A 26,263-nucleotide genomic window follows, 5' to 3' on the forward strand; every position below is an offset into this window, starting at 1 on the left:
GGTATCAGGGTTTCCGCGGGGCAGATCCGGTTTCCTGCATTTTGGCAAAAATTACAGTTCTTCCACGGCTTCGGCGCGGAGGTTCTGTACGATGTGGTCCTGACGCTGCGGAGTGTTGTTCCCCATGTAGTAGGCGAGCATCTTGCCGAACGAGGCGTCGGGCGGAAGCACCACCGTTTCAAGACGCATGTCTTCACCGATGAACTGGCCGAATTCTTCCGGAGAAATTTCGCCGAGACCTTTGAATCGGGTAATCTCGAGGCCGGTCTTGCCGATTTCCTTCGCAGCCCTGTCGCGTTCCACTTCGTCGTAGCAGTACTTGGTCACCTGCTTGTTACGCACGCGGAACAGCGGCGTCTGCAGAATGAACAGGTGCTTCTGTTCCACGAGTTCGGGGAAGAACTGCAAGAAGAAGGTCATCAGCAAAAGACGAATGTGCATACCGTCCACATCGGCATCGGTCGCGATAATCACCTTGTCGTAGCGGAGGTTCTCGAGACCGTTTTCGATATCGAGCGCGTGCTGCAACAGGTTGAATTCCTCGTTTTCGTATACGACCTTCTTGGTCATGCCGAAGCTGTTGAGCGGCTTACCGCGCAAGCTGAACACCGCTTGCGTCTGCACGTTGCGGGCCTTGGTGATGGAACCCGATGCAGAGTCACCTTCGGTAATGAAGATCATGGTTTCGCGGTTGAGCGCGTTCTTCGCGTCGGTCAGGTGAATCTTGCAGTCGCGCAGCTTGCGGTTGTGCAGGTTCGCCTTTTTCGCACGGTCGTTCGCAAGCTTCTTGATGCCCGCGATTTCCTTGCGTTCGCGTTCGTTCTGCGTAATGCGGTTTAAAAGGGCCTTTTCGGTTTCCGGATTCTTGTGCAGGTAGTTGTCGAGCTGCGAGGCCACGTAATCTACAATCCAGGTACGCAGCTGGGCGCCACCCGGAGCGACCGTCGTCGAGCCGAGTTTGGTCTTGGTCTGCGATTCGAAAACCGGTTCCTGGATGCGCACGGAGATGGCGCCGATAATGCAGTTGCGCACGTCGGCCGGGTCAAGGTCCTTCTTGAAATGGTCGCGGGCGCCCTTCACAATGCCTTCGCGGAAGGCCTGCTGGTGCGTACCGCCCTGCGTAGTGTGCTGGCCGTTCACAAAGCTGTAGTAGTGCTCGCCGTACTGGTTGCCGTGGGTAAAGGCGACTTCGATATCATTTGCCTTAAAGTGGGCCACCGGGTAACGGATAGAATCGTCCACGTGGTTCTGCAACAGGTCCAGAAGGCCGTTCGGGCTGTTGTAGGTCTTGCCGTTCATCACGAGCGAAAGTCCGTTGTTCAGGTAGGCGTAGTTCCATACCTTTTCTTCCATGTAGCCCGGCAAGAATCGGAAATTCTTGAAAATGCTGGCATCCGGTTCGAAATAGATTTCGGTACCGTTCTTTTCGGTCGTATTCTTTTCGCGTTCTTCGCGGACAAGCTTGCCCTTGCTGAATTCGGCTTCCTTGACGCGGCCGTCGCGGAAACTCCTGACGATAAACTTGGTCGAAAGGGCGTTCACCGCCTTGGTACCCACACCGTTCAAGCCCACGGACTTCTGGAAGGCTTCGGAGTCGTACTTACCACCGGTGTTAATCTTCGATACGCAGTCGATGACCTTGCCGAGCGGAATGCCGCGGCCGTAGTCGCGCACGCGGGCGCTGTGGTCTTCGATGTCAATGATAATCTGCTTGCCGGCACCCATCACGAATTCGTCGATGGAGTTGTCGATAATTTCTTTCACCAGCACGTAAATGCCGTCGTCGGGGCTGTTGCCGTCGCCGAGCTTGCCGATGTACATACCCGGACGTTCGCGGATATGTTCGTTCCATTCCAGTGTTCTAATGCTGTCTTCGGTATACTTTGCTGCTGCCATAGTAATTAGAAACTCTCGTTAAAATTTTTGTCGGTACAAAGATAAACATTTTTTTTGACAGCTGAGTGTCAAAATCGTTCCGGACACAATATACAAAAAATAATGGTAGTGCGCAAGCGTGCAGTAAAATAATGCCGACCCAATAGCTTTTTTAGAAATTCAGCAAAAAGGCCAAAGCTGCACCAATTTCAAGGGAACTGTCATCTTCGTTAACCACTTTGCCAATTGAACCTGAGGCATCGATAGAAATGGTTTCGTTAAAGTCGTATTTCACACCGATAGCCGAGGAAAGATATAAATCTCCACCGCCATGAGAGAATTGGTATCCATGGTCTGAGAACGCTCCGAGATCCAGTGTCCCGTTCGTTCTTATGTATGGGGCAAAGTTTTCTGTAACGGTAAAATCAAGTTCCAACGCAGCGGATGTGGATAAAGGAACGTCTTCACCCTCTCCTTTTGTGTTTGTTCTAACAGAAAGCTGAGATCCGAAGTTGAGCAACTGATTTAGTTTCCTTGAATATTGCAAGCCGAATTGGAAATACCATGGATCATCGTAGTAGCCTTCATTGGGAAAATAAATATCCGCAAACACGTTCATGGTGGGAATAAATTGGTAACGTGTAAAAAGACTGATTGAACCAGTTCCGTCCGTCCCTATTTTGTTTCCGCCATAGTACGAAAATACATGGTACGGAACGATGAGCGCAAGTTCAAGGTTCGGAAATACCGTGTAACGGGAACCGAAATAGAGATTAAGGCTGTGGTATTGCTTATCCTCGATAGAGGTGGTCCTGTAAGAAGAGATGACCATAGTCTGTCCCTTATGATTTTCAAGAACAGGGAACAAATCCCACGCGGCAAAGGATGAAGCCGCTGCAAGAGCACTTGCAAGAATGATTTTTTTGAGCATTTAATTTATCTCCTAACTGATATTAATTTGTGTAATAGGTTTACGGTGCCCCAAAGATACAAAAAAGTTGCGCGAAAAAAAAAGTTTTTTTTTGATTTGTATCATAAAAATATTGACAGATGATACAAAAAATGGTATATTAAGGATGCAAAGAAAAAGGGTAGGAGTTTTTTTTGTGAAACCAGTAACGGAATATCGCGATTATCGCAGCTGTATGCAGGACTTTTACGATGAACGTAAGAGGACTTGCTCGTTTACATGGCGTGAATTTGCCCGCTTGGCGGGCTTCACTTCACCGACATACTTGAAATTGGTGTGCGAAGGAAAAAGCAGTCTCAGTGAATTGGGAATTGAAAGAGTTGCTTCGGCCATGAATCTGGGTGGCTTCGAATATGCATATTTTCGCAGCCTTGTGCATTATAACCAAGCGAAGGACGACGAAACGAAAAAGAATGCTTTCGCAAGCATGAAGGATATCGCGAAAGCGAACAAGATTCGAGTGGTCGATGCAGATGCCTTCACGTATTTTGAATCTTGGAAAAATCCGGTTTTGCGTGAATTGGTGGCCATGATGCCAGGTGCCACACCTAAAGCTGTTGCCGAAATGTGCTGGCAGCCGATTACGGCGGACGAAGTTCGCAAATCTTTGAACTTTATGGTGAGTGTCGGAATTTTGCAGCGCAAGTCCAAGAATGTCTATGTGCAGACAGAAAAAGCTTTGGTCGGAAATTCCGATGTGATGCCTTTGGTGCTACGTTCTATGCATCGTGAAATGGCTTGCTTTGCACAGAAGGCAATTGATGAGTTTGATGTCAATGATCGCGATGTTTCGGGCATAACGATGGGAATAGATCGCGATACTTATGAACAAATTGTGCGGGAACTGGAATCCTGTCGCAGAAAGATTGTAGCGATAGCTAACACTTGTAAGGAACCAAATCAAGTTTATCGTTTGAACTTGCAGATGTTTCCATTGTCAAAAAATACACAAAAAAAATGAGGGTTAATATGAATAAACTTACAAAAGCAAGAGTTCTATGCTGGGGGTTTCTGAGTAGTCTTGCGTTGGTCGCTTGTTCAAATGAATCGGCAACTTCGGTGAGTGATGGCACCACGGAAGAAAGAAACGGTTTTTGGAACGAGTCTTATAATCTTACGGCCTGGAATGTCATGGATGGGTCTGAAATTAAACTGGAAAATAATAAGATGGCTTTGGTAGGCCGTGTATCGCTTAAAAAGGCGAGCGCAAATGGCCTTGCCCGTGCCGGTATCGCCTATGATGTTTCCAATCCGGACGGTTCTCCCGCCGACCTTTCTCAGGACGGCGACGGCATATGCATTGCGTACAAGTCTGATTTTGATGTGGAAATCCGCCTCGATACGGCGGACTACGCAAGTTCTTCTGTAGACAAGGATGTGCCTTTTGTGAGCTTGAATATGAAGGATTCCGGAAACGAAAGCCGTTGCGCATCTTGGGAAGATTTCAAGATGAAAAAATCGGCTAAAACGGATGGATCTGACATTGTCAAGAAGGTGCGTTCTGTGCAGCTGGTCTTTGTAGGCGAATCGGGTGCATCGGGCGAATTCACCATTCAGCGGTTGACGCCTTACGTCCGCTGGGAGATGTGGTGGTCCAAGAGGGATGGCGACCATGTAAACACGGGCTTCGACGAAGGCGACGAGGGAACATCTGGCAAATGGAGTCTTTTCGGAGATTCTACCAAAGCCTACATTGAATTCAGTTACGGTGAATTCGAACCTACGGATGGTGGCTATGAAGGAAACGTCTTTTTCGATGAATCCAGTTCAAATCCGGATGTGGGCCTTCAGTTCCTTGTTGCGGGAAAATCTACAAAAAATGGTAAGGAAGTTATTCATTCGGCAGATGTGTCGGAAAAATGGAAGGGTATATGTATCGAGTATGAATCCATGATGGATATCGAGATGCAGCTTGTTCCCGAGAATGCAGACGAAAACAACTTTCTCAAGTTGACTTTTGCCAAGAACGAAGACGAAAACGACATGACTCTCAGCTCTTATGACGATTCAAAGAGAGCCTCCCATATGGAAACCAGATGCTATCAATTTGCAGATGTGTCAAATTCTGATAATATCTTGAAGAAGTTGACGACCATCCGCCTGAAATTTGTAAAGGAAAATAATTCTGGTACGGAATTTACCATTAAACGGCTTAGCTACCTGATGCCAGAAAACCTTGCGGTAAAGGATGTCGGTGAATACAAGGATGTAAAGGCGACGGAGTCGTCCGATTACAAGTCCGGAAAGAGTTTCCTATGGGATGGCGCGGCTGACGGAGACCAGGTAGACCTTGGTATTTCCGGTGCAACGGCTGGCGGCGTTTGGACGAATACTTTTGAGTTAGAAGATGTCTTCAATTACAATTTCCCCGACGATGTGAAGTATGACGCTGACGGGAACGCTATTCCGTCCTTGGTGAGCAAGTATCATGAATTTACGATGTATGTGAAAACGGACGAAGGGACTATTGATTTGGACAGCATCGCTTCCATTGGATTCAATACCGTCAGTTCGAACATGGAACCGGCTGACATCAGTGCATGGGGAGGCTTCTGCATACATTACAGCACTTACAACTATATCAGGATTGTTATCGTCACCAACTATGACGCCAACAAGTACTGGTATGCCGATGTCGATTATTCCGATGACAAGGTGTGGGGCAAGGTCTCCTGGGATGCGTTCAGGAATATCGATGAGGAATCTAACGAAAAGATCGAAGATGTCCTTGGAAAAGTGGCTAGGGTTCAGCTCCAGTTCCTCACGGATGGCGAAAATATCATCGACAAGTTCGGATCTTACGACCAGTGCGGTAAGTAAAAAGTTTGGTGGTTAGAAAAAAGAATGGCCGCGAGAAATCGCGGCTATTCCTGTATGATTTAAATTTCTATCTTTGCCCGTATGAATACCGCTTTTTACGTCTTTATGAAGTTGTTGCCGAAGAATGCCGCTAGCCGTGCCTTCGGTGCGTTGACCCGTCTCAAGCTGCCCGTGATTTCCAAGAAGGCACGCAACGCTTTTGCCGCTTATTACAAGCTGAATATGGAAGAGTCGGAATATCCGCTGGAACATTACGCAAACATCGGCGAACTTTTTATCCGCAGACTCAAGCCGGGAATGCGCCCGATTGCTGATTCCGAAATTGTGTCGCCGGTAGACGGCGTGCTTTCGCAAACTGCTGTTTTTGACGGCAAGCAGGAACTGATCCAGGCGAAGGGCAAGACTTACACGCTCAAGGACCTGCTCCGCGACGAAGAAATGGCGATGCGCTTTGAAGGTGGCGCCTTCGCGACGATTTACTTGGCTCCGTTCAATTACCATCGCATTCATAGCCCGGCAAAGGCCGAAGTGGTTGATGCCAGCTACTGCCCGGGTACGCTTTGGCCGGTGAATGTGGGGAGCGTGGAACGCGTAGAAGGCCTGTTCTGCATTAACGAACGCCTTACGAGCCACTTGCGTTTGGACGACGGCTCCGAGATGTTGGTGGTAAAAGTCGGAGCCACGAACGTGGGCCGCATCGGAGTCGCCTACACGGATGAACTCCTTGTGAATGCGGGTAAGCTCCCCAGGGACTGCAAGCGCTACGACTGGAAACCTTCGCAAGAAATCCGCGTGGAAAAGGGCGGCGAACTGGGTCGCTTCGAAATGGGAAGTACCGTGATTCTCGTGGTTGACAAAAAAATCCGCGAAAGGAATCCGGGGCTTTTCCAGAGCCGCGTAGGAACAGCCGTGAAGGTGGGCGAGGCCCTCTAGTATTTTAGGTTTTGCCGATGGTTTCGGTCAAGCGATTTATTCACGACGAACCTGCGTTGTTCAAGGCAACGGCAGAGTTTGTGCGGTTGTTTGCCCGAATCGACGACCCGGTGCTTGCGGTGGCAAGGCAAGAAAAGGGCGCAAACGAACGCATCGCGTGGACTCTTTTAGGCACGGCGCTTTTTCAAGACGCGAGCTACTCGGAATTTGTGACGCTTTTGCAGGCGCTCAATGAAAAATTCCCTGGAGAAAAGCTCTGGACGTTGCCGGTGCCGAAGGCGCAGGATATTGAATCTTGCGTAGAATCAGCATTCGGTTGCCGCACCTGGAGTTTGTTTGAAAATGTAGCGGGAATTTTCTGGAGCGTTGGACTCTTTGTGCGCCGGCACGGGAATTTGCGGGAATGGCTTAAGTCCCGCACGCCCGAAGAACTTTGGCGTGACCTTGGAGAAATTTACTTTATGGGCAAGGGAAACCCGCGCCCGAAAGTTTGCGCAGCCATTTACCGCTTGCTCGCGCCTGCACCGGTGGGGCTTTCGCTGGACTGCGCGCCCTCGCCCAAATGGCCACCACTGCCTTTAACGATGGGCGCTCGCCGCTACCTTTCGATTCTTGGGCCAGCAAGCGACGGCTTTGCGGACCTGGAGCCTCTACAAAAGCAGAAACTCGCGACGGACATGTATGTGGCGCTTGTGCAGCGTTTGATGGAATGCTCCGACAACGTCGAGGTAAAAACATCGAAGGTGGATGCCTTGAGCGCCTATGTAGCTGCGCATGGCTTGCAGTTCTACCTGGAAGATGGAACTGACGGCTTTGTTTGCAGAATTTCTACTGATCATTGTCGCAAATGCCCCCTGCGTGAATATTGCAGCTACGCGGAATGATTTTTACTAAATTGTGACTATGCGTTTTTCTTCTCGATTCCTTAAGATGATTCTGCTTGCAAGTGTTGTAATGCTTGTTGCGGGCTGCCAAGAAGAAAAAGTGGTTCCTGTCGATTATTCCAAGATCGCATATAAGTTTCTGAAACCTGTATCCTTTGCGGTAGACTCTTCCAAAAATGCAGAGATTCCATCGCTGGAACGTCGGTTTGACTACCGCTATGCGGTGATGCTGGGCGATACGCTCGATGTGTCCATTTTGGAATTCCAGAGTGATGTGTATGCCTTGGACTACTATATGAATAGTGGACATTTTCAGGGAAGCATTCCTATCTTGAGAGGAAACTTCTTGGAACAGAGCTTTCGAGCCGACAGACACATCTTCATTTTCAAGCATGACAGCTACCGTCATTATGAAAGGGCTGATCTTGAAAATTACGTTCGCCGTTTCCCCGGTTTTCATGGAGGTTTTCCGCAGGCGTTCTTGAGCCTTCCGTTTGAATATCGAGAACAGGGACGTGCGTCCATTCAGACGAAATTCTTTTTAGGCGCCCGGAATAGTTTTCCGGTGCTGGTGCAAAGTTATCGCGACGGAAACCTTCGCTGGAATGTGGCTCGTAGCTGGGATCAGGTGGAACAGGATGTGTTCGATGCTTGGGCGTCCGATTTGAAAAAAGTCGAACCCCGCGACATTTTCACGGCGAATGACTGCATTTATTTCGAAGCGGGAGAAGGCTCCTATGGAATTGCGAGTCGGCTTGATGGTGGACGTGTGGCGGTCGTTTGGGGCTATATGTCGTGGCCGGACTTGGAACGTACGTTCTTTACCGCCAGCGACCGCATTTTCGAAGCGCGATACTAGCGTCTTCGGCGCGATTATTGCTGCTCATAGCTCAAAGGTGCGAAGCGCCGACCTCATACCCCATACCTGTTTTTATTATATTAAAGTCATGGCTATTGAAAAACTTGCAGAAACTCTTTTGGAAAAGCTCCGTTTTATTACGCAGGCGGAGACTGTTATCGGTAACCCCATTCAGGCCGGAGAATCCACGGTCGTGCCCGTGAGTCGCGTGTCGGTGGGCTTCGGTTTTGGTGGTCACCAGAACAAAGGGGACACCTCCGCTTCTGGTGGTGGTGCCTCGGTCGAACCGGTGGCCTTCCTCGTCATCAAGGGCGACGACGTGCGCGTAATGCCCATTAGCAAGGACAGTTCGCTTGTCAGTAAGGTCATGGACATCGTGCCCGACGTGGTGAACAAGTTCAGCAAGAAAACTGACGCAGAATAAATTTATCCGCATACGCCAAGGGCGTATGCCCATAAAAATAACCCGCCACCTAGAGAAAAAACTCAGAGTTAAGCGGGTTATTTTGTGTAAGGTAGGTTCTAGGGAGGGCGTAAGCCTTCCCTAATCTATATTAGCCGAGAACCTTTTTTTCGAAGTCGCCGAGGCAGTCAACGAGGGCCTGCACGCCTTCGACCGGCATCGCGTTGTAGATGGATGCGCGGAAGCCACCCACGGAGCGGTGACCCTTGAGCTGCTGCAAACCGCGGGCCTTTGCGAATTCGAGGAATTCCTTGGCGAGATCGTCAGCCTTGTCAGCGGCAACCACGTCCTTGTTGAACACGAACGGAACGTTCATGATGGAGCGGTCTTCCTTGGCAGCGGTACCGACGAACACCTTGGAGTTGTCGAGGGCGCTGTAAAGGAGAGCAGCCTTGCTGCGGTTCACCTTTTCGATAGCTTCGACACCACCGAATTCCTTGAGCCATTTGAGGGTGCGGTTCATCACGTACACGGCGAATACCGGAGGAGTGTTGAACATGTTGGCGGCGTCGATGTGGGTCTGGAAGTTGAGCATGGTCGGGATGGTGCGGTTCACCTTGCCGAGGAGGCCCTTCTTGATGATGGTAACAGTCACGCCAGCGCAGCTGATGTTCTTCTGGGCGCCGCCGTACACAACGCCGAAGTCGGACACGTTGATCTTGCGGGCGAGGAAGTCGGAGCTCACGTCAGCCATGAGGAAGCCGGACTTCGGCTTCGGGAAGTTGTGCCATTCGGTACCGTAGATGGTGTTGTTGGCCGTCACATGGAGGTAGCTGGCGTTGTCGCTGAGCTTGAGGTTCTTGTCGATGCGGCTGTAAGTTTCGGACTTGGTGTCGCAAGCGGCGAGAGCGTTACCGAACTGCTTGGCTTCCTTGTAAGCCTTGTTTGCCCAAACGCCAGTCAGAGCGTAGTCTGCCGTAGCGTCCTGGTCGAGGAAGTTCATCGGGAGCATGCAGAACAAAAGGGAGCAGCCACCACCGAGGAAAACGATGTCATAGTCTTCAGGGATGCCCATCAATTCACGGAGGTATTGTTCCGTCTGGGCGAACATGTTTTCAATCGGCTTTGAACGGTGACTCATGGAGAGAATGCTGATGCCGCTGTTTTCGAAGTCGATGCATGCAGCAGATGCTTCCTTGAGTGCCTGTTCGGGCAGGACAGACGGTCCTGCGCTAAAGTTATAGACTTTATTTGCCATGGTTGTGTTCCTTTTTGTTTTGCCCCGCATGGTTTACGGGGACTCTTAAATTACGCGCGTAAAAATAGCAAAATACGGCTTTTTCGGCTACATTGAAAGCAATAAAAAATTTTGATGAGCGGATATAAAAAAGCCCCGAATGGACGGGGCTTGATCAAAATTGATTGCTTTGCTATCAGTCGATAGCTTTGGACGTTAAACGCCGAGGGCTTCGATAGCGGCCTGGTACTTTTTCAGGCGGAACTTGGTCTTAAGTTCGCGGCGTTCCTGGCGCTTGATGTACTTGTCGTCCATGAGCACATTCAGAATGGCGCTCTTGGCCTTTGCCATCAGCGGGTTTGCCTTGAGCGTTTCCATGAACTTCACGAATTCTTTTTCGCGTGCTTCATAGTTGGCTTCTTCGGCAGGGACTCCTTCGGCCATTAGCTTGCAACTGTATTCATCGATCCAACCCTGATTCTTGTGGTAGGTCATCTTCTGGATCATGTCGACCATGTCTGCCGGCACGCCCATCGCAATGACTTCTTCCGGAGTCTTCTTGGTAGAAGAGGTAATCAAGTCCTGCAAAATAGCGAGCGTCTGCACTTCTTCGGATTCGCCCTTGTTCTTCAGGTAGTCGGCGACGTTCTGTAGAAAATCAATGTAGGGGCCACCTGCTTTGTCTGTCTGACCTTTGTGGACTTCGGCGGCGATTTTATAAGCTTCGGCGTAAGAAAGCATAATGATCCTTTTTAAAAACTTTGGGGTGCTACTCCGGCACCATACTCTCAATATATATAAACAAAACCTGTAAAAGTGTCACGTTTTTGTCAAATTTTCAAAAAATGGCACTTTTTTTCGTTTGTTTGGGCGGGTGCCGGAATAAAGCTCCTATTTGTTGTTCGCGCGGATGAGGTTGAGGGCCGAACCCGCCTTGAACCATGCCCACTGCTGTTCGTTGTAGGTGTGGCTGAGGGCGATGTTATCGACGGAGCCATCCTTGTGGTGGGCGACGAGCGTGAACTCGGAATCCGGGGCGAACTTGGTGAGACCGACGATATCGAACACGTCCTGTTCCTGGATTTTGTCGTAGTCGGCGGCGTTCTTGAAGGTGAGGGCGAGCATGCCCTGCTTCTTGAGGTTCGTCTCGTGGATGCGGGCGAAGCTCTTCACGATCACGGCCTTCACGCCGAGGAATCGCGGTTCCATGGCGGCGTGTTCGCGGCTGGAACCTTCACCGTAGTTTTCGTCACCGATGACGATGGAGCCCGTGCCCTTGGCCTTGTAAATCTTCGCAAGTTCGGGGACTTCCTTGTATTCGCCGCACTGGCAGAGGACCTTGTTCGTTTCGCCGTTGAAAGCGTTCACGGCGCCGATGAGCATGTTGTTCGAAATGTTTTCGAGGTGGCCGCGGTAGTTGAGCCATGGGCCGGCCATGGAGATGTGGTCGGTGGTGCACTTGCCCTTCGCCTTGATGAGGAGCGGGGCACCGGCGATGTCCTTGCCGTCCCAAGCCGCAAACGGAGCGAGGGCCTGGAGGCGCTTGCTTTCGGGGTTGATGGAAACGATAATCTTGGAACCGTCTTCGGCAGGAGCCTGGTAGCCGGCATCCTTGACTTCAAAACCCTTCGGCGGAAGTTCGCACTGTTCCGGCGGGTCGAGCTTCACGGCCTTGCCTTCGTTGTTCACGAGGGTGTCGGTCATCGGGTTGAAGCGGATGTCGCCGCTGAGCGCTGCAATCACGGCCATGAGCGGGGAGGCGACGAAGGCGTGAGTGTTCGGGTTGCCGTCGGCGCGCTTTGCGAAGTTGCGGTTGAAACTGTGGACGATGGTGTTGAGTTCCTTCTTGTCGGCTCCGGCACGGTCCCAGCGGCCAATGCAAGGACCGCAGGCGTTCGTCATGATCGTTGCACCGAACTGCTTGAACAGGTCGATGAGGCCGTCGCGTTCGGCGGTGTAGCGCACCTGTTCAGAACCCGGGTTGATGAGGAGCGGGCACTTAGGGCTGAGACCCTTCGCGAGGGCCTGCTTGATCATGTTCGCTGCCATGAACAGGTCTTCGTAGCTGGAGTTCGTGCAGCTACCGATGAGGGCGGCGCTTACGACCGGGGTAGATTCCGGCTTGGTTTCGGTGGCCTTGAGGCTTTCTGCCATGTCGGTCACGGCGTAGGCGCGGTCCGGGCTGAACGGGCCGTTGTAGTGCGGCACGAGTTCGCTCAAGTTGATTTCCACGACGCGGTCAAAGTACTTTTCCGGTTCGGCTTCGACTTCGGGGTCGGCCTTGAGGTGTTCTGCAATTTTGTCGGCGGCGGCGGCAACGTCGGCGCGGCCGGTGACCTTGAGGTAGCGGCTCATGGAATCGTCGTAGCTGAAGGTGGAGCAGGTAGCGCCCACTTCGGCACCCATGTTCGCAATCGTTGCCTTGCCTGTTGCGGAGAGGCTGCGTGCGCCTTCGCCGAAGTATTCGATAATGGCGTTGGTGCCGCCCTTCACGGTGAGGATGCCTGCGAGCTTGAGGATGATGTCCTTCGCGGTTGCGAAGCCCTGGAGCTTGCCGGTGAGCTTCACGCCGATCATCTTCGGGTACTTGAGTTCCCACGGGAGGCCGACCATCGCGTCAACAGCGTCTGCACCGCCCACGCCAATCGCGAGCATGCCGAGGCCGCCGGCGTTCACGGTGTGGGAGTCGGTACCGATCATCATTCCGCCCGGGAAGGCGTAGTTTTCGAGCACCACCTGGTGGATGATGCCAGCACCCGGGAGCCAGCAGTCAATGCCGTACTTGGCGGACACGGACTGGAGGAAATCGTAAACTTCCTTGCTTTCTTCCTTCGCGCGGGGCAAATCCTTTTCGACACCTTCGCGAGCGATAATCAAATGGTCGCAGTGCACGGAGCTCGGCACTGCCACGCGGGCCTTACCGGCGGTGGTGAACTGCAAAAGGGCCATCTGGGCGGTAGCGTCCTGCATGGCCACGCGGTCCGGGTGGAATTCGGCAAAATCCTTGCCGCGCTCGTAAGTCCTGTTCTCGGCGCCGTCGATCAGGTGGCTGTAGATAATCTTTTCGGCGAGGGTGAGCGGACGGCCCAGCTGCTTGCGGGCAGCTTCAACGCGGGCAGGAATGCGGGCATACACGCCCTGGATCATGTCGAAATTGAAAAGCATAATAGCGGTTAGTGGTTAGTGATTAGTGGTTAGTGATTAGTGGTTGGGATTGTAATAAGAATGTTCCTTTTACATTCCTGTTTACTGATCACTGTATACTGTTTACTTCTTTCGGGCGTAAAGATAGAAAAAAGTCCACACCATTTAGGTGCGGACTTATCTTGAATTGTCACGAACGGTCTTGTTTAGCCAGCTCGGTCTTCTGTGAGCCACAAAGCCCCATGCGTTAAGCTGGGGCGGTGGCGAGAGAGCTGGCTTCAGAGTAAGGACTCGGTTGAGTTTAGCCAGCTCGGTCTTTTGTGAGCCACAAAGCCCCTGTTATTAAACAGGGGCGGTGGCGAGAGGACTGGCTCCAGCGTAAGGAATCTGCAGGGATTAGCCAGTCCGGTCTTTATTCTCCTAGGCAAGAATCCATCGCGGCGATAATCTTTTTCTTGTCCATGTGCTGGCCGATGAAGACGAGGCGGATAATGCGGTCCCCGTACTTTTCGTCCCACACCTTGAGCAAGTCCGGATTTTCGCGCAGGATTCGCTTCTGTTCCGCTTCGCTTTCGCTAGCGAACCAAGGTCCGAAATTCTGGGCGGACGCCTGCTTGCCGGCCTGTTCGAACAGGTAGCTGTTGTCGCGTTCATCTTCGAACCACACGAGACCCTTGGTGCGGATAATGCTAGTCGGGTAGTCGTCAAGCAACACTTCAAAGCGTTCACGAATCAGCGGGCGGCGGCGTTCGTACACGAACGTGCTGATGCCGTATTCGTCACCATGCGGATGATCCTTGTCGTGGTGGTGGCCGCAATGGCACACGCCATGTTCGTGGTCGCAGTGGCTGTGGTCTTCATGATCGTGGTCGTCATGGTCGTGGTGATGATGTTCGTGTTCGTCATGATCGTCATCATCGTGATCATGGTGGTGCTCATGCTCGTCGTGGTCGTCTTCGTCTTCAGGAGACGTTTCTTTCATGAGTTCCTTGGCCCAGGCGGCGGAGTTGCCGACCTTTTCGAAGTCGAATTGCTTGGTGTCCAAGATATCCTTCATTTCGACCTTGCCGTAATTCGTCTCGATCATCTTGGCTTCGGGTTGCAAGGCGCGGACCACGGCCTTTACGTGTTCAAGGTCGGTTTTAGACAAACTATCAACCTTGTTCATCACAATCGTGTTGCAGAATTCAATCTGCTGGATGAGCAGGTTGGCGATGTCTTCTTCTTCGAGATCCTTGTCGAGTAGTTTCTGTCCGCCGGCGAATTCGTCGGCGAGACGAGCCACGTCAACAACGGAAACGATGTTGTCCAGGTGGCAGGGGAGCGGACGGCCGTCGCGGCTCTGCAACTGGGCGCCGGCCATGCAAATCGTTTGTGCGATAGGAATCGGTTCGCAAATACCGCTCGCTTCAATCAGAATGTAGTCGAACTTGTTCATTTCCAGAAGTTCGGCAATTTGTTCCAAAAGGTCGGTCTTCAGGGAGCAGCAAATGCAGCCGTTCGAAAGCGGAACGACCTTTCCAGAATCTTCCTTGGTGATGTTTCCGCCCTTTTCGATGAGCGTCTGGTCGATGTTCACTTCACCGATGTCGTTCACGATGACGGCGACATGGTAACCTTGCTGGTTGTTGAGAACAAAATTGAGAAGGGTGGTTTTTCCGGCTCCGAGGTAGCCGGTGAGCAGCGTAATAGGTACTGACTTTTTCATAATGCCCAAAATTTAGCTTTTTTTGCTTTTTTCGGCAAAATCCATAAAAAAACTAGCCCAGCAGAGCCGGACTAGTTTTTTGGGGGTTAGGAGGAGAACAAAGAGTTCTGATACATAAGATATAAAAATTTGAGGTTTGTGACAAGGTAATAGCTGGATATTTTCTTACTTTTTTCTTATTTTTGTCAAAAATGTGTGATATAAAAAGTTTGCATGGTACAAAAAGTTCCACTTTGCGTTTTAGGAGGCTTTCAAAGCCCCTTTTGTAATCAAAAGTTCATTTTTTTTGCTAAAAACGGCTATATTTGCTTGAAGAATGGAGTTTCTATGAATTCTCGAATACTGATGCGTTTTGTCGGAACCACCGATGAACTTTCCGCCGTTTATGATGCCCTGATGGAGCAGTATCCTGAAATGGACCTGCCTAGCGAAGATTCGGGCGAGTGGTATTCGGTTGACGACGTCATGATGGATGAATATGAATGCCGCTTCGAAGAATTGCCCGAAGGCGAACTCTTGGCAATGGATGGCTCCGTACTCATTGAAGATGAACTCCCCGAAGAATTCTTTGCCGACTTGATGGATCGCTTCGAACGCGTGTACGGCGCATTCAAATGGTCTTCGTTAGATGTGGGCGTGGGTTGCGGCGTCAGTGATGGCTGGGGCGAATTCAATCCCGACTACGCTGACGATTATTCCGACGAAGCTAACGAAATTTCCGAAGCCGTCCTCGGTTTTTAATTCTTTATTTGATTATTAATTTGTCGGTAATCTCGGCGAGCATGCGTTCGTGCGTGCAGACTTCAGGCGATACGCCTTCAATAGAACCCGTGCTGTAAAAGCTCGTGCAGGCGCATTCATGTGCGCAACAGCGGTAGCGAATGTCGCAACCCTCGCATTCCTTTTTGTCGTTGTCCAGGAACTGTCTAATTTGTTCGCAGGCGCCTTCGTCGAATCCGGTAAAGACGTTACCTTGTAAGTAAGGTGGTTTCTCGTTCGAGGTAATGAACCTAGTGCAAGGGAACATGTTGCCATTGGTCGCAACGCCAATAGCTCCGTTGTATACATGGCAAGAGTATTGCCTATACCGTAAATTCGCAAGGTATAACTTTATTTTGTCTTGAATCGTGCCAAGGAACATCTTGTCGCCTTTGTCGCGGCATTCCTTCCAGTACAAAGCCATCTTCTGGTATTGCAAGGCGAGTCTGTCAAAATCTTCGCCGGTCCATTTGCCGTCAAAGTCGACGCTCGTGGTAAGGCTTTTGAATCCCTGTTCGTGCAACCACTTGACGCTTTCGGCAAGGGTTTCTATGTGGGCGCGTGTTACCGTACTTAAGGCGATTGCGCCTAACTTTACGAATCGCGGAATGTTCTTTTCGATTTCCTTGAAACTTCCGCAGCCGTTTACGGTACGGCGGGCGATGTTGTGGTGGTGTTCCGGACCGTCAAGCGAAAGGTAAATGCGGAAATGCTCCCGCTCGCAAAATTCAAAGAAGGAATCGTCAAAGAGAGTGCCGTTGGTGTTGACGGCAAAATTGAGCTTGAAGTTGCTGGGCGCTTCGCCTTTGTCCATGGACTCGGCAAGGAATGCCTTGGCCATGTTTACGCCCTTGAAAATAGCGTCTTTGCGCAGCAAGGGTTCGCCACCGAAAAAGGTAATGTTCAGGTAAGTCTGCTTAAAAAACAGGCTGCGTTCAAGCCCCACGCGAATCGCCTGCTCAAGCGTTTTGTCGTCCATCACGTTGTGGCGAGCGGACTGCGTGTCTTTATAATAACAATAGGAACAGCGCAAGTTGCACTGTTCCGTAAGGCATAGAACTAAGTTCATCCGGCGATGTCGCTTCGTTCGTAAGTGGATACCATGCTGACTATCAAGTTGCAAGGACCGTCAGGATCTACGCAAAGTCGTACGTTGCAGTCAGGGCTTGCAGGACCGTTGGGACATTCGCCCTGATAGCGGTTGAAGGAACTGGACGAGGCGGGGTCTTCTGAATTTGAGGAGTTGACCGAACTTAAGGAGTCGTCGATAAAGATTGGGTCGCCTGCGAGCGGTACCGGTTCTTCAGCGGAGCTGCTTTGTGCTTCCTCTTCGGAAGAAGAACTGGAGTTCGGACCGTAAATGTCTTCGTCGGTGGGTGCGGCGATGGTACCCGCTTCAGGGGGTGGATACGGGTCTTCAAACGATGAACTGCTCAAAGGTTCTGCTGCAGACGACAGCGCTTCAACGGCCGAACTGCTAAGAGCCTCGTGGCTCAGGGGAATATCGACAACGCTTGAACTGCTCGGAGTTTCGTTTTCGGGAGCTCCTGTTTCAGGATTCTCGATATCGGTCTGATCAGGGGCCGCTGCGGTGCCACTTTCTTCGCAAGCGGTCAATGTAACGGCCGCAATACCAAGCGATGCAGCAATGGCGCTCTTGGCGGCCAAACTGAGCTTCGCGCTGTTTTTGACGATTTTCTTCTCGATTTTCATAGCAGAACTCCTTCCATCAAATCAAAATATATATAAACTAGCCCCCGATTTCTATAAGAAAAGCTGTTTTGCAAAAACCTGTGACCAAATACAAGAAAATCCGCCTTTTAAGGCGGATTTCTAATATGCATAAGAGCCGAACGGTCTCTGTGAGCCTCAAGCGACTCGTCTTAACGAGTCGTGGAGGCGAGAGCGAGGCGATATCACATTCTTGTTTTTGTGATAGAGCCGAGCGGTCTTTTCTTCGCTACGTCTGTTCTTCGCCGCGGAGCATGATGACCTTACCCGTGCGAATGTATTCGACGATTTCGAACTTCTGCAACAGGCTCTTGAGCGTGTCGACCTTCTGGCTGTTTCCGGTGATCTGGATAATCATCGAAGTGGCGGTCATGTCCACGGTGTTGGCGTGGAAGTGGTCGCAAAGCTGCAGAATTTCGGTACGCTGGTCCGGAGTGCAACGCACCTTGATAAGTGCGAGTTCCTTTTCCACGGCGTCGGTATCGGTATGGTCCTTGGCCTGCACCACGTCCACGAGCTTTTCGAGCTGCTTGATGATCTGCATCAAGATCTCGGGATTGCCGTGAGCGATGATGTTCATGCGGCTAAAGTTCGGGTCGAGCGTGGGGGAGACGACCAGGGAGTCGATGTTGTAACCACGGCGGGAGAACACGAGGGCGATGCGCACGAGCACGCCCGGGCGGTTTGCAACTAACAAACTAATAGAATGTGCTTTATCCTTTAACATGGCTTATCTCCTTAGGTCGATCCCGTGGGCTTTTCAAGTTGAGTCTTCGGCTGTTCGGTAATCATGCTCGTAATCGGAGCACCGGCCGGAATCATCGGGAACACGTTGTCTTCCTTTTCGCATTCGCAGTGAATGAGCACCGGGCCTTCGTTGTATTCCAGAGCCTTCTGAATCACGCGTTCGGCGTCGGCGCTACGCTTGATGCGCAGTCCCAGGATGCCGTAGGCTTCGGCGAGCTTCACGAAGTCGGGGTTACCCTTCATGTCCACGCAGCTGTAACGCTTGTCATAGAACATGTCCTGCCACTGGCGCACCATGCCCAGGTACTTGTTGTCCATCACGAAGATCTTGATGGGGAGCTTGTGGATGGCGGCCGTTGCAAGTTCTGCTTCGGTCATCTGGAAACCACCGTCACCGCAGAAGGTCACCACCGGCCAACCGGTCGTGTTGCCGAAAGCGGCGCCAATGCAAGACGGGAGGCCAAAGCCCATGGTGCCTGCGCCGCCACTGGAGTGGAGCTGGCGCGGATAATTGGTGTGGAAGAACTGAGCCACCCACATCTGGTGCTGGCCCACGTCAGTCGTGACGATCGCCTTGCCCTGCGTGAGGTCGCTAACCGTCTGAACAATGTGCTGCATACGGAGACCGCCCTGCTTCGGGTAGGTCAGCGGGAAACGCTTCTTCCAGGACTGGCAAGTCTTCACCCATTCGGCGGTGTCGAGCTTACCCACGAGCGGCAGGAGCTGTTCCAGAACGAGCTTTGCATCGCCGCACATGAACACATCCGGCTGCAACACCTTGCCTTCTTCGGCGGGGTCGATGTCGATGTGCATCTTGATGGCGTCCTTACAGAACACGTCAAGCTTACCGGTAATACGGTCGTCCCAGCGGCTACCGATCGAAAGAATCAAGTCGCAATCGAGAACTGCCTTGTTGGCGTACACGGTGCCGTGCATGCCGAGCATACCCAAAGAAAGTTCATGGTCGGTCGGGAAGGTGCCGAGGCCGAGCAAAGTGCAGCACACGGGGGCGTTCAACTTTTCGGCGAGTTCCTTCACCTGGCGGCTAGCACCCGAAATCATGGCGCCGTGGCCCACGAGCAAAAGCGGCTTCTTGGATTTCTTCAAGTATTCGGCGGCACGCTCCACACTTTCAGTAGAAGCGTAGCTCGGAATCCTGTAACCCGGAAGGTCCATCTTGTCGGTGAACGGAGCGGTGCAGGGGCCTGCGGTCACGTCCTTCGGCAAGTCGATCAGTACGGGGCCCGGACGGCCGCTGCGTGCGATGTGGAAGGCTTCTTTCATAATGCGCGGAAGGTCGTTGGAATCCTTCACCAAGTAAGAATGCTTCACGGCAGCAAAAGTCATACCGCTGGTATCGCATTCCTGGAAGGCGTCCTTACCCAGGTTCGGGGTAGTCGTCTGGGCGGCAAGAACCACGATCGGGCTAGAATCCATTAGGGCGGTGTAGATACCGGTAAAGGTGTTGGTGGCGCCCGGACCGCTGGTGACGAGAGCGACGCCGACCTTGCCGGTTTGGCGAGCGTAACCGTCGGCCATGTGGGTAGCGCCCTGTTCGTGGCGGGTCAACACGACTTTAATATTGGAATCCAGAATGGCGTCGAACATCGGGATGGCCGATCCACCGGGATAACCGAAAATGGTATCAATTCCTTCGCGCTTGAGGCATTCGATAATCACCTCTGCGCCACTTAATGGAGAATTTGCCATATAATTTCCTGTACTTAACGGGTTGTTGTTCAAAAAATATGGCAGAAATATAGAACGAATACCCCCCAGTGGCAAGAGATTTACTCTAAAATATCTGAAAATTTTAAAGTTTTTTTGAAAAGTTGTGCTTTTTTATAACTTGCACTCTAAAAAGTTTGCTGTTTTTTACTCTATTTTTGAAAAAGTCTTTGTTTTTTGTTTTTGAAAATGGTGTGTTTTGTGCTTAAATTTGCTAAAAATTAAATTTTGAATAAAGTAAATCGTGTGTTTTTGAAGCGAAACTTAAGTAAAAAGACCCTTTCGGAAGCCGAAAGAGTCTCGGAAAGGACGTTTTTTATGAAAAATAGACTTTTTTAGCCTTCAATCCAGCCGTAGCGGCCGTTAAACTTGGCTTCAGCCTTTAAAACCTGGAAGGTGCAGCTGATTTCGACTGCCACATTCTTGGGCAAATTCGATACTCCCACGGCGGTACGGGCATGCTTTCCGTTTTCGCCAAAAATTTTCACGGCAAGTTCGCTTGCGCCGTTCAGTACGGCCGGCTGTTCATGGAATCCGGCGGCAGACTGCACAAAACCCTGCATTTGCACGAGTCTAAGGGTCTCGTCTTCTTCAAGCAGCGTAAGTGCGGCGGCAACGTTGTTCATAAGGCAAATTGCAGCGCCTTCGGCAGCTTTTTCGACAGAGATTTCAGTCGGCACCGATCCGCAGAAAGCGGAAAAGTCTCCGTTGACCGACGGCAGCTGGCCTGATACATAGATTGTGTCACCGTTGCGGGTGGCGGGCACGTAGGCGGCCAGCGGTGCTGGGCACTTGGGGAGCGTGAGCCCCAGTTCCTGAACTTTTTTGACGATTTGATCCATGTAATCTCCTTGTTGTTCAACTCCTATGTTATTTAATATACAATTTTATCTATAAAAAAGAACGGCAATTTGTATTAAAAGTACAAATTGCCGTGCAAAAGCTTTTTTATGGATGTATGTTAGGCCTTCTTTTCGATCATTTCCAGGGCGAGTTTCTTCATCCCGTTGAAGTCCCATTTGCCGGAACCTAGCTTCGGAATTTGATCGACGCTGAATACGGTGCCGGGCTGCATGAGTGGCGGAATGCCCGATTTGCGGAGCGCGCGGGAGATTTCTTCGGCGTTGCCCTCCTTGACCAAGAGGACGATGCGTTCGCCCTTTGCGGAGTCGGGAACAGCGGTTACGGCGAATTCGTGTTCTCCCATAATGCCCGATTCTGCAATGCGCAGTTCCACGGCTGTCAAAGAAATCATTTCGCCGCCGAGCTTTGCAAAGCGGCTGTAACGACCGAGAATCTGTACGAATCCGTCCGGAGTAAGTTTGCACTTGTCGCCGGTTTTGTACCAACGTCGACCTTCGATATTGATGACCACGGAGTCAGTCTTTTCTTTGTCCTTCAGGTAGCCCTTCATTACCTGGGGGCCGGTCACCACCAACATGCCTTCTTCGCCGTTGGGCAGGAATTCGTTGGTTTCCGGGTCGATGATCGCGCAGACGGAGCCTGGCACTGACATGCCGATGCTTGAATTGTCGCTGCACTTTTCCATGGTCAGGAAGTCGTCCAACAATACGTTCGGGGCGTTGAGCGTTGCAAGCGGTGTGAGCTCGGTGCAACCGTAGCCTTCGTAAACATCCTTGCCGAACTTGAGTTTGAATGTTTCGCGCATTTCGGGGCGCAGCTTTTCGGCACCGGCAATGATGTAACGCAACGAATCCAAACACATGGGGTGGACCCAGCGGTTAATGGCAATGGCGCGCAGGAAAGTCGGAGTCCCCATCATAATGGTGGTCTTGTACTGGGCGCACACACGGGCGAGCGTCTTGATGTCGGTCGGGTCGGGGCAGAGCACCATGGGCACACCGTCCAAAAGCGGCATCATATATGTCATGGTAAAACCGAACGAATGAAACAGCGGAAGTAGCGATGTCATCACGTCGGTACGGCGGAGCTTAATAATGTGGTCGCCCTGCTGGGCGTTCGAGATCACGTTCTTGTGGGTGAGTTCAACACCCTTCGGTGTACCTTCGGAACCCGAACTGAAGAGGATGACCGCATCATCGTTCAGGTTGGCCGAAGTAAACCATAGATGGCGTAAAACCGCTGCCGGACAGAAATGGATGATAAATGTCGAAACTAGGCGACAGAAGGTCGATATTTTGGCTTCTTCTTCGTCCAGGTAAATCATCTGGCATTTGTCGGCGATTTGTCCGAAGGCAACATTCTTTCCACAGAGCTTGTCGAAGAAGGCGTGGGTTGTAACCACTGTAGAAATGTCTGCCTTTTCGATGCAGCCGAGAATCGTATCGACCGGGGCGGAATAGTTCAGGTTCACCGTCGTCTTGCCGGTACCGAGAATCGACATGATGCCAAGAGCGGCATCGCGGCTTGTTGAAAGCATAAAGCCCACGTTGCGGTCACCCTTCGCGACAGACTTGATGACTTTGCCGAAGTGGTGGCACAATCGAATCATGTCGTAGCCGTTGACATGGTTGCCGGCGGGGTCAATCAGCATCACGCGGGAACGGCGCTTGCGCATAGCCTTGAACCAAAGCGGGACTATCGATGCGGAATGGTCCATGGCGGCATTCCAAATATCGGTGTCCAGAAGTTCCAGGTCGTGGCGGATTTCTTTTTCGGTTGCGTTCGTAGGAAGCGGTTTTGAAAAACCGACGCTAATAATGCGGTTGAAAGACTGTGGACGGTTTACGCATTCCGAGGCGTGACTGTAACGGCTGCCCCAAAGACCTTGAATATAGAACGGGACAATCGGGGTGTCAGTACCTTCGATGGCCTTGGAATAATCGAGCGAGAAGGTTGATACGAACGGAGTTTTCGAAACTTCGCCTTCAGGGAAAATCACGACTGCTTCGCCATTCAAGAGAGCCCTGTGGATTTCTTCCATAGCGGGGCCTGGATCGCGGCGGTTAATGCTAATTAGGAAGTTTCCGTGGAAGAACCAACGCTGGTACCAGTCGGCGAATGTGTTGCGGTTGCTTGCAATGCGGAGAGGTCTCGGCGAAGCAATCTGGAGCACCGCCCAGTCGATAAAGCTGAAATGCGGACCCACCAAGAGAACAGGGCCCGTTTCGGGAATGTTCTGCACACCCATGACCTTGACGCGGTAACGGAATACGAAGGCGAATGCAAAGCGGAGTGTTGCTCGCAAAAGGGCCATCGGGTTGTTCTTGAGGGTTGCAATAAAGCAAAGTGCAAGAATTACCGCTAAAATCATAAAGCAGTAATCGAGCGTAATCGGCGTAAAGATGAGGAGCAATGTTTGGCCGCCCATAATCAGCACGAGTGCAGCCATCTGAATGCAGTTTGCCACTGCGTGAATGCGGCCTGCTGTATCGGGGCGGGTGTAGCTTTGAATGACCGTACGCAAAATTACGAAGGCGCAGCCGGCGCTCCAGCCGATAATGCCGTAGAGGATTGCCTGCAACCAGGCGTTATGTACGAACGGGAGTGCAAACATGGTAATAGCGGAGGCTACTGCTGCAAACGGGATCAGGCCTGTTTCGACAAAGCCCTTGGATGCCCAACTGGCAGAGAATGCTCCAACCACATAGCCGGCGGTCACGATGAACATGGAAATCGGAATCACGGCTGTGTTCAGCATGTTCGCCAAGTCTTGAATCAAAATCAAGAAAATCTGCGTCACGCCCCAAAAGGCGGCAAGACCAAGAATCGAAAGACGTACAATCGGGTGGCTCCAGGTGGCCGAGAAATTTCGCATGGGGGAACGCATTTTGAGGCTGTCGTGCTTTTCGCCAACCTTGATGCAGAATCCGGTGATGGTTGTGACGACACTTAGGCCAAGATAAATCCATAGCGTAAGATCGATGCTGATGGGCGAGTCGGGTCTGCCCGAAAGTCCCATGGCAAAAAATGCTGCTCCAGCAGTTCCCAAGACAGAAAGAGCCATGTACCATGAGTTAATCTTGACCAGGTCTTCGCTTTCTACCATTTCTTTCATGATGCCGAGCTTTGCGGGGCTAAGTACTGCAAGGAAAATGCCGTACAGCCCAAGAAGTCCGTAGGCCACCCATTCGGCTCCGGCCACGTAGCAGACTACGACGGCAATCACCGAGGCGAGCATTCCCACGGAACACCAGGCCATGACGCGACCCTTGTGGTAACGGCCGGCAAAGTAGCTGGCGGCGGGCATCATGAAAATGCTCGGCGCGAAAATGGCTACTTGCAGAAGCATGCTGCGCCACCAGAAGGCAGATCCCTCGAATGAAAACGAAAGCCACCTCTGGAAGTGTACAAACAAGCCCATCTGCACAAATATGCTACAAAAAACAAAAATCAAGTACGCAATGGAACTCTGGTACTTCGTAAGTTTCATATTAACCCTTCGTATGTAGGACTGTGTCCATTCTTTCGTCTATTTCTTCTTGAACACCTTGTAAAAGCAGAAGGTGCACATCCCGATAATACCTGCCCACGAAAGGACCATAAAAATCAGGCCGCTAGTAGAAAATTCCATGTTATGCCTCCTCGTCGGAATTGCCGACGGTCATATTCTGCTTGTGGAGAACGGTGGTCTTTCTGGCCGGGCCGTTCTTTTTCCAGGCGTAGTAGATGGCGATATTCAAGAGTACCACGAGAGCGAGCAGGAACCCGCGAACGCCCCAGGTAAAGCCAATCTGTGAGAATTCGCTACCGAGGAAGGTGACCTTGGCATCGGCCGGAACGTTGCTCAACAGGAGCACGCCCATGCCGTCGTGAATGATCCAGGCGACTAGCACGATTGCCAGGTAAATCGGGCACACGTACATAATGATTGGCCTAAAGAATCGGGGGAGTTTCAAGGCGGCGCCGTCGTTCATCAAGGCGAAAGCTTCGCATTCCGGCTTGCCGTCTTCGCCAATCACGTCGGACTTGCGGCGACCGAGCACGAACGAGAAGATGAAGGCCTGAATGGTGCCGAGAACCACCAGCAAGAAGCTTCCGCCCCAGAAATCGAGTTCATCGACCGCACCAGCTGCAAGACCGAAAATACCCACAAGGCCACCCAAGAAGGTTACTGTGCCCGTGGCGGTAATGGAGCCCTTGCGGCTAAACTTCAGGTCGTCTTCACAGAAGCTGATAAGCGGCTGGATAATCGAAATTGCGCTAGTGACGCCCGCGATAAAGAGCATCGCAAACCATAGCGTCTGGAAGAACCCGCCGAACGGCAGCTGGCCGAACACGAACGGCATAGTCTGGAAGCCGAGGCCGAAGGTGCCGAGTTTTGCACATTCTTCGATGTTGTTGCCGGCAATGAGCACTGCCATCGGAATCACGATGGTACCACCAAGAATGATTTCGGCAAAGCCGTTGGTGGCGCCCGCAGTCAAAGACGAAAGCACCAGATCTTCCTTGGGCTTCAGGTAGCTTGCGTAGCAGAAGACGATGCCCATACCGAGGCTCATGGTAAAGAACACCTGGCCGGAGGCGGCAAGCCAAACGGCGGGGTTAAGAATTTCGGAAAGGTTCGGGTTCCACACGAAGGCAAGACCCTTACCGATGTCGGAAATCGTAAGCACGCGCACCACAAGGATAATGCCCATGATCAAAAGAATCGGCATGGTAATCTTGTTCACGCGTTCGATTCCCTTGCGCACGCCGAACGACAGGAGTCCCATGTTGCAGGCGAAGGTGAGCAAGAAGAAGAGGATAGCGGCAGGAACAGGGCCGACCTTAGTGTTCAGCATGATGTAGTTGCCGAAGAATTCCTTCATCGGTTCGTAACCGCCCGCGACCACTTCCATGAGCTTGCCCGTGGCAGAGTAATAGGTAAATGCCAGAATCCAGGACTGGATAAAGATGTAGTAGAAGCTGATAAACAGCGGTGGCAAAAGTCCGAGTGAACCAAGGTGCTTGGCCCAGGGCTTGCCGTTAAAGATATAGTGGAAACCACCCGGGGCAGTACCGTGATGCTTGTTGCCGGCTGCGCGGCCAAGGGTCCATTCCATCCAGGAAAGGGGAATGCCCAGGAGCAGAAAGGCGATAAGGTAGGGAATGATGAATGCTCCGCCGCCATTTGTGGCTGCCTGCACCGGAAAACGCAAAAAGTTGCCGAGTCCGACAGCGGAACCCGCGACCGCGAGAATTACGCCGAACTTCGAACCCCAGTTGTCTCTAGAGTTTTTCATTTTTCGAATCCTTTCAAATTTTGGAACAAATTTAGCTTTTGTGCTTACCTCTGTATACAGATTTTCACGGGTTCGACGTTGTTTTTGGCCTGCGAAAGTTTATCTTTATGTCTAGAAACCGAGAGGGTGGGGTATCCCCTCGTCAAAAACAAAAAAGGATGAATCTATGATTGATGTAAAGGGCAAATGGACCTTGATTACAGGCGGCTGCCGCGGAGTTGGCCGTCTTACCGCTATTGAGATGGCTAAACTTGGTGCAAATATCATTTTGCAGGGCCGTGACAAGGTTCATGCCGAACCCGTGATTGCCGAACTCAAG

The 26,263-nt window shown here is 51.5% G+C and carries 21 protein-coding genes; 8 read left to right on the forward strand and 13 right to left on the reverse strand.

The window, feature by feature from the left end:
• Positions 1 to 51: 51 nt before the first annotated feature.
• Together ACKI61_RS09225 and ACKI61_RS09230 are read right to left on the reverse strand one after the other, a co-directional pair.
• A complete protein-coding gene (locus ACKI61_RS09225; RefSeq protein WP_407457442.1) occupies positions 52 to 1,896 on the reverse strand; it encodes a DNA topoisomerase IV subunit B in 1,845 nt (614 codons plus the stop codon).
• Between the two features lie 151 nt (positions 1,897 to 2,047).
• Entirely contained in the window at positions 2,048 to 2,806 is a 759-nt protein-coding gene (locus ACKI61_RS09230; RefSeq protein ID WP_407457443.1) for a hypothetical protein, read from the reverse strand.
• A gap of 175 nt (positions 2,807 to 2,981) precedes the next feature.
• Here ACKI61_RS09230 and ACKI61_RS09235 point away from each other — a divergent pair, with 175 nt between their 5' ends.
• The 6 genes from ACKI61_RS09235 to ACKI61_RS09260 all read left to right on the forward strand — a co-directional run bounded on the left by ACKI61_RS09235 (position 2,982) and on the right by ACKI61_RS09260 (position 8,765).
• Positions 2,982 to 3,806 carry a TIGR02147 family protein gene (locus tag ACKI61_RS09235; RefSeq protein ID WP_407457444.1) on the forward strand — a complete coding sequence of 275 codons (825 nt, stop codon included), beginning with the start codon at positions 2,982 to 2,984 and terminating at the stop codon, positions 3,804 to 3,806.
• An 8-nt stretch (positions 3,807 to 3,814) separates the two neighbouring features.
• Positions 3,815 to 5,665, forward strand: a complete 1,851-nt coding sequence (locus tag ACKI61_RS09240) for a hypothetical protein (RefSeq protein ID WP_407457445.1) — start codon at positions 3,815 to 3,817, stop codon at positions 5,663 to 5,665.
• Positions 5,666 to 5,746: 81 nt separating this feature from the next.
• The gene (gene asd, locus ACKI61_RS09245; RefSeq protein ID WP_407457446.1) at positions 5,747 to 6,598 is read left to right on the forward strand and encodes an archaetidylserine decarboxylase; all 852 of its coding nucleotides are present in this window, start codon (positions 5,747 to 5,749) and stop codon (positions 6,596 to 6,598) included.
• Between the two features lie 17 nt (positions 6,599 to 6,615).
• Entirely contained in the window at positions 6,616 to 7,482 is an 867-nt protein-coding gene (locus ACKI61_RS09250) for a hypothetical protein (protein WP_407457447.1), read from the forward strand.
• A 19-nt stretch (positions 7,483 to 7,501) separates the two neighbouring features.
• Complete coding sequence (locus tag ACKI61_RS09255; RefSeq protein WP_407457448.1) at positions 7,502 to 8,341, forward strand: hypothetical protein; 840 nt, start codon at positions 7,502 to 7,504, stop codon at positions 8,339 to 8,341.
• A gap of 88 nt (positions 8,342 to 8,429) precedes the next feature.
• The gene (locus tag ACKI61_RS09260) at positions 8,430 to 8,765 is read left to right on the forward strand and encodes a GerW family sporulation protein (protein WP_407457449.1); all 336 of its coding nucleotides are present in this window, start codon (positions 8,430 to 8,432) and stop codon (positions 8,763 to 8,765) included.
• A 130-nt stretch (positions 8,766 to 8,895) separates the two neighbouring features.
• On the opposite strand, the gene serC is transcribed toward ACKI61_RS09260, so the two are convergent.
• From serC to ACKI61_RS09280, 4 genes are all read right to left on the reverse strand, one after another.
• Complete coding sequence (gene serC, locus ACKI61_RS09265) at positions 8,896 to 10,002, reverse strand: 3-phosphoserine/phosphohydroxythreonine transaminase (RefSeq protein ID WP_407449927.1); 1,107 nt, start codon at positions 10,000 to 10,002, stop codon at positions 8,896 to 8,898.
• Positions 10,003 to 10,197: 195 nt separating this feature from the next.
• Positions 10,198 to 10,722 carry a hypothetical protein gene (locus ACKI61_RS09270; protein ID WP_407457450.1) on the reverse strand — a complete coding sequence of 175 codons (525 nt, stop codon included), beginning with the start codon at positions 10,720 to 10,722 and terminating at the stop codon, positions 10,198 to 10,200.
• A 150-nt stretch (positions 10,723 to 10,872) separates the two neighbouring features.
• Positions 10,873 to 13,146, reverse strand: coding sequence for an aconitate hydratase (locus ACKI61_RS09275; RefSeq protein WP_407457451.1), 2,274 nt, complete (start codon positions 13,144 to 13,146; stop codon positions 10,873 to 10,875).
• 391 nt (positions 13,147 to 13,537) lie between these two features.
• Positions 13,538 to 14,833: a CobW family GTP-binding protein gene (locus tag ACKI61_RS09280; RefSeq protein WP_407457452.1), complete on the reverse strand. Its 1,296-nt coding sequence runs from the start codon at positions 14,831 to 14,833 to the stop codon at positions 13,538 to 13,540.
• Between the two features lie 327 nt (positions 14,834 to 15,160).
• Here ACKI61_RS09280 and ACKI61_RS09285 point away from each other — a divergent pair, with 327 nt between their 5' ends.
• Positions 15,161 to 15,574, forward strand: a complete 414-nt coding sequence (locus ACKI61_RS09285; RefSeq protein WP_407457453.1) for a hypothetical protein — start codon at positions 15,161 to 15,163, stop codon at positions 15,572 to 15,574.
• Between the two features lie 4 nt (positions 15,575 to 15,578).
• Here ACKI61_RS09285 and ACKI61_RS09290 read toward each other — a convergent pair whose 3' ends face one another.
• From ACKI61_RS09290 to ACKI61_RS09320, 7 genes are all read right to left on the reverse strand, one after another.
• The gene (locus tag ACKI61_RS09290; protein ID WP_407457454.1) at positions 15,579 to 16,661 is read right to left on the reverse strand and encodes a radical SAM protein; all 1,083 of its coding nucleotides are present in this window, start codon (positions 16,659 to 16,661) and stop codon (positions 15,579 to 15,581) included.
• Positions 16,658 to 17,305 (reverse strand): hypothetical protein, encoded by a 648-nt coding sequence (locus tag ACKI61_RS09295; RefSeq protein WP_407457455.1) that lies wholly within the window; start codon positions 17,303 to 17,305, stop codon positions 16,658 to 16,660. The genes ACKI61_RS09290 and ACKI61_RS09295 overlap by 4 nt, the downstream gene beginning before the upstream one ends.
• A gap of 247 nt (positions 17,306 to 17,552) precedes the next feature.
• A complete protein-coding gene (gene ilvN, locus ACKI61_RS09300; RefSeq protein ID WP_072799415.1) occupies positions 17,553 to 18,050 on the reverse strand; it encodes an acetolactate synthase small subunit in 498 nt (165 codons plus the stop codon).
• Positions 18,051 to 18,061: 11 nt separating this feature from the next.
• Positions 18,062 to 19,780, reverse strand: a complete 1,719-nt coding sequence (gene ilvB / locus ACKI61_RS09305; RefSeq protein ID WP_407457456.1) for a biosynthetic-type acetolactate synthase large subunit — start codon at positions 19,778 to 19,780, stop codon at positions 18,062 to 18,064.
• 353 nt (positions 19,781 to 20,133) lie between these two features.
• The gene (locus ACKI61_RS09310; protein ID WP_407457457.1) at positions 20,134 to 20,640 is read right to left on the reverse strand and encodes a RidA family protein; all 507 of its coding nucleotides are present in this window, start codon (positions 20,638 to 20,640) and stop codon (positions 20,134 to 20,136) included.
• A 119-nt stretch (positions 20,641 to 20,759) separates the two neighbouring features.
• Entirely contained in the window at positions 20,760 to 24,152 is a 3,393-nt protein-coding gene (locus tag ACKI61_RS09315; protein ID WP_407457458.1) for an MFS transporter, read from the reverse strand.
• A 142-nt stretch (positions 24,153 to 24,294) separates the two neighbouring features.
• Positions 24,295 to 25,944, reverse strand: a complete 1,650-nt coding sequence (locus ACKI61_RS09320; RefSeq protein ID WP_407457459.1) for a sodium:calcium symporter — start codon at positions 25,942 to 25,944, stop codon at positions 24,295 to 24,297.
• 166 nt (positions 25,945 to 26,110) lie between these two features.
• Here ACKI61_RS09320 and ACKI61_RS09325 point away from each other — a divergent pair.
• The coding region (locus tag ACKI61_RS09325; protein ID WP_407457462.1) for an SDR family NAD(P)-dependent oxidoreductase at positions 26,111 to 26,263 on the forward strand (153 nt) is incomplete at its 3' end.

The organism is Fibrobacter sp., assembly GCF_045601785.1.
Lineage (GTDB): Bacteria > Fibrobacterota > Fibrobacteria > Fibrobacterales > Fibrobacteraceae > Fibrobacter.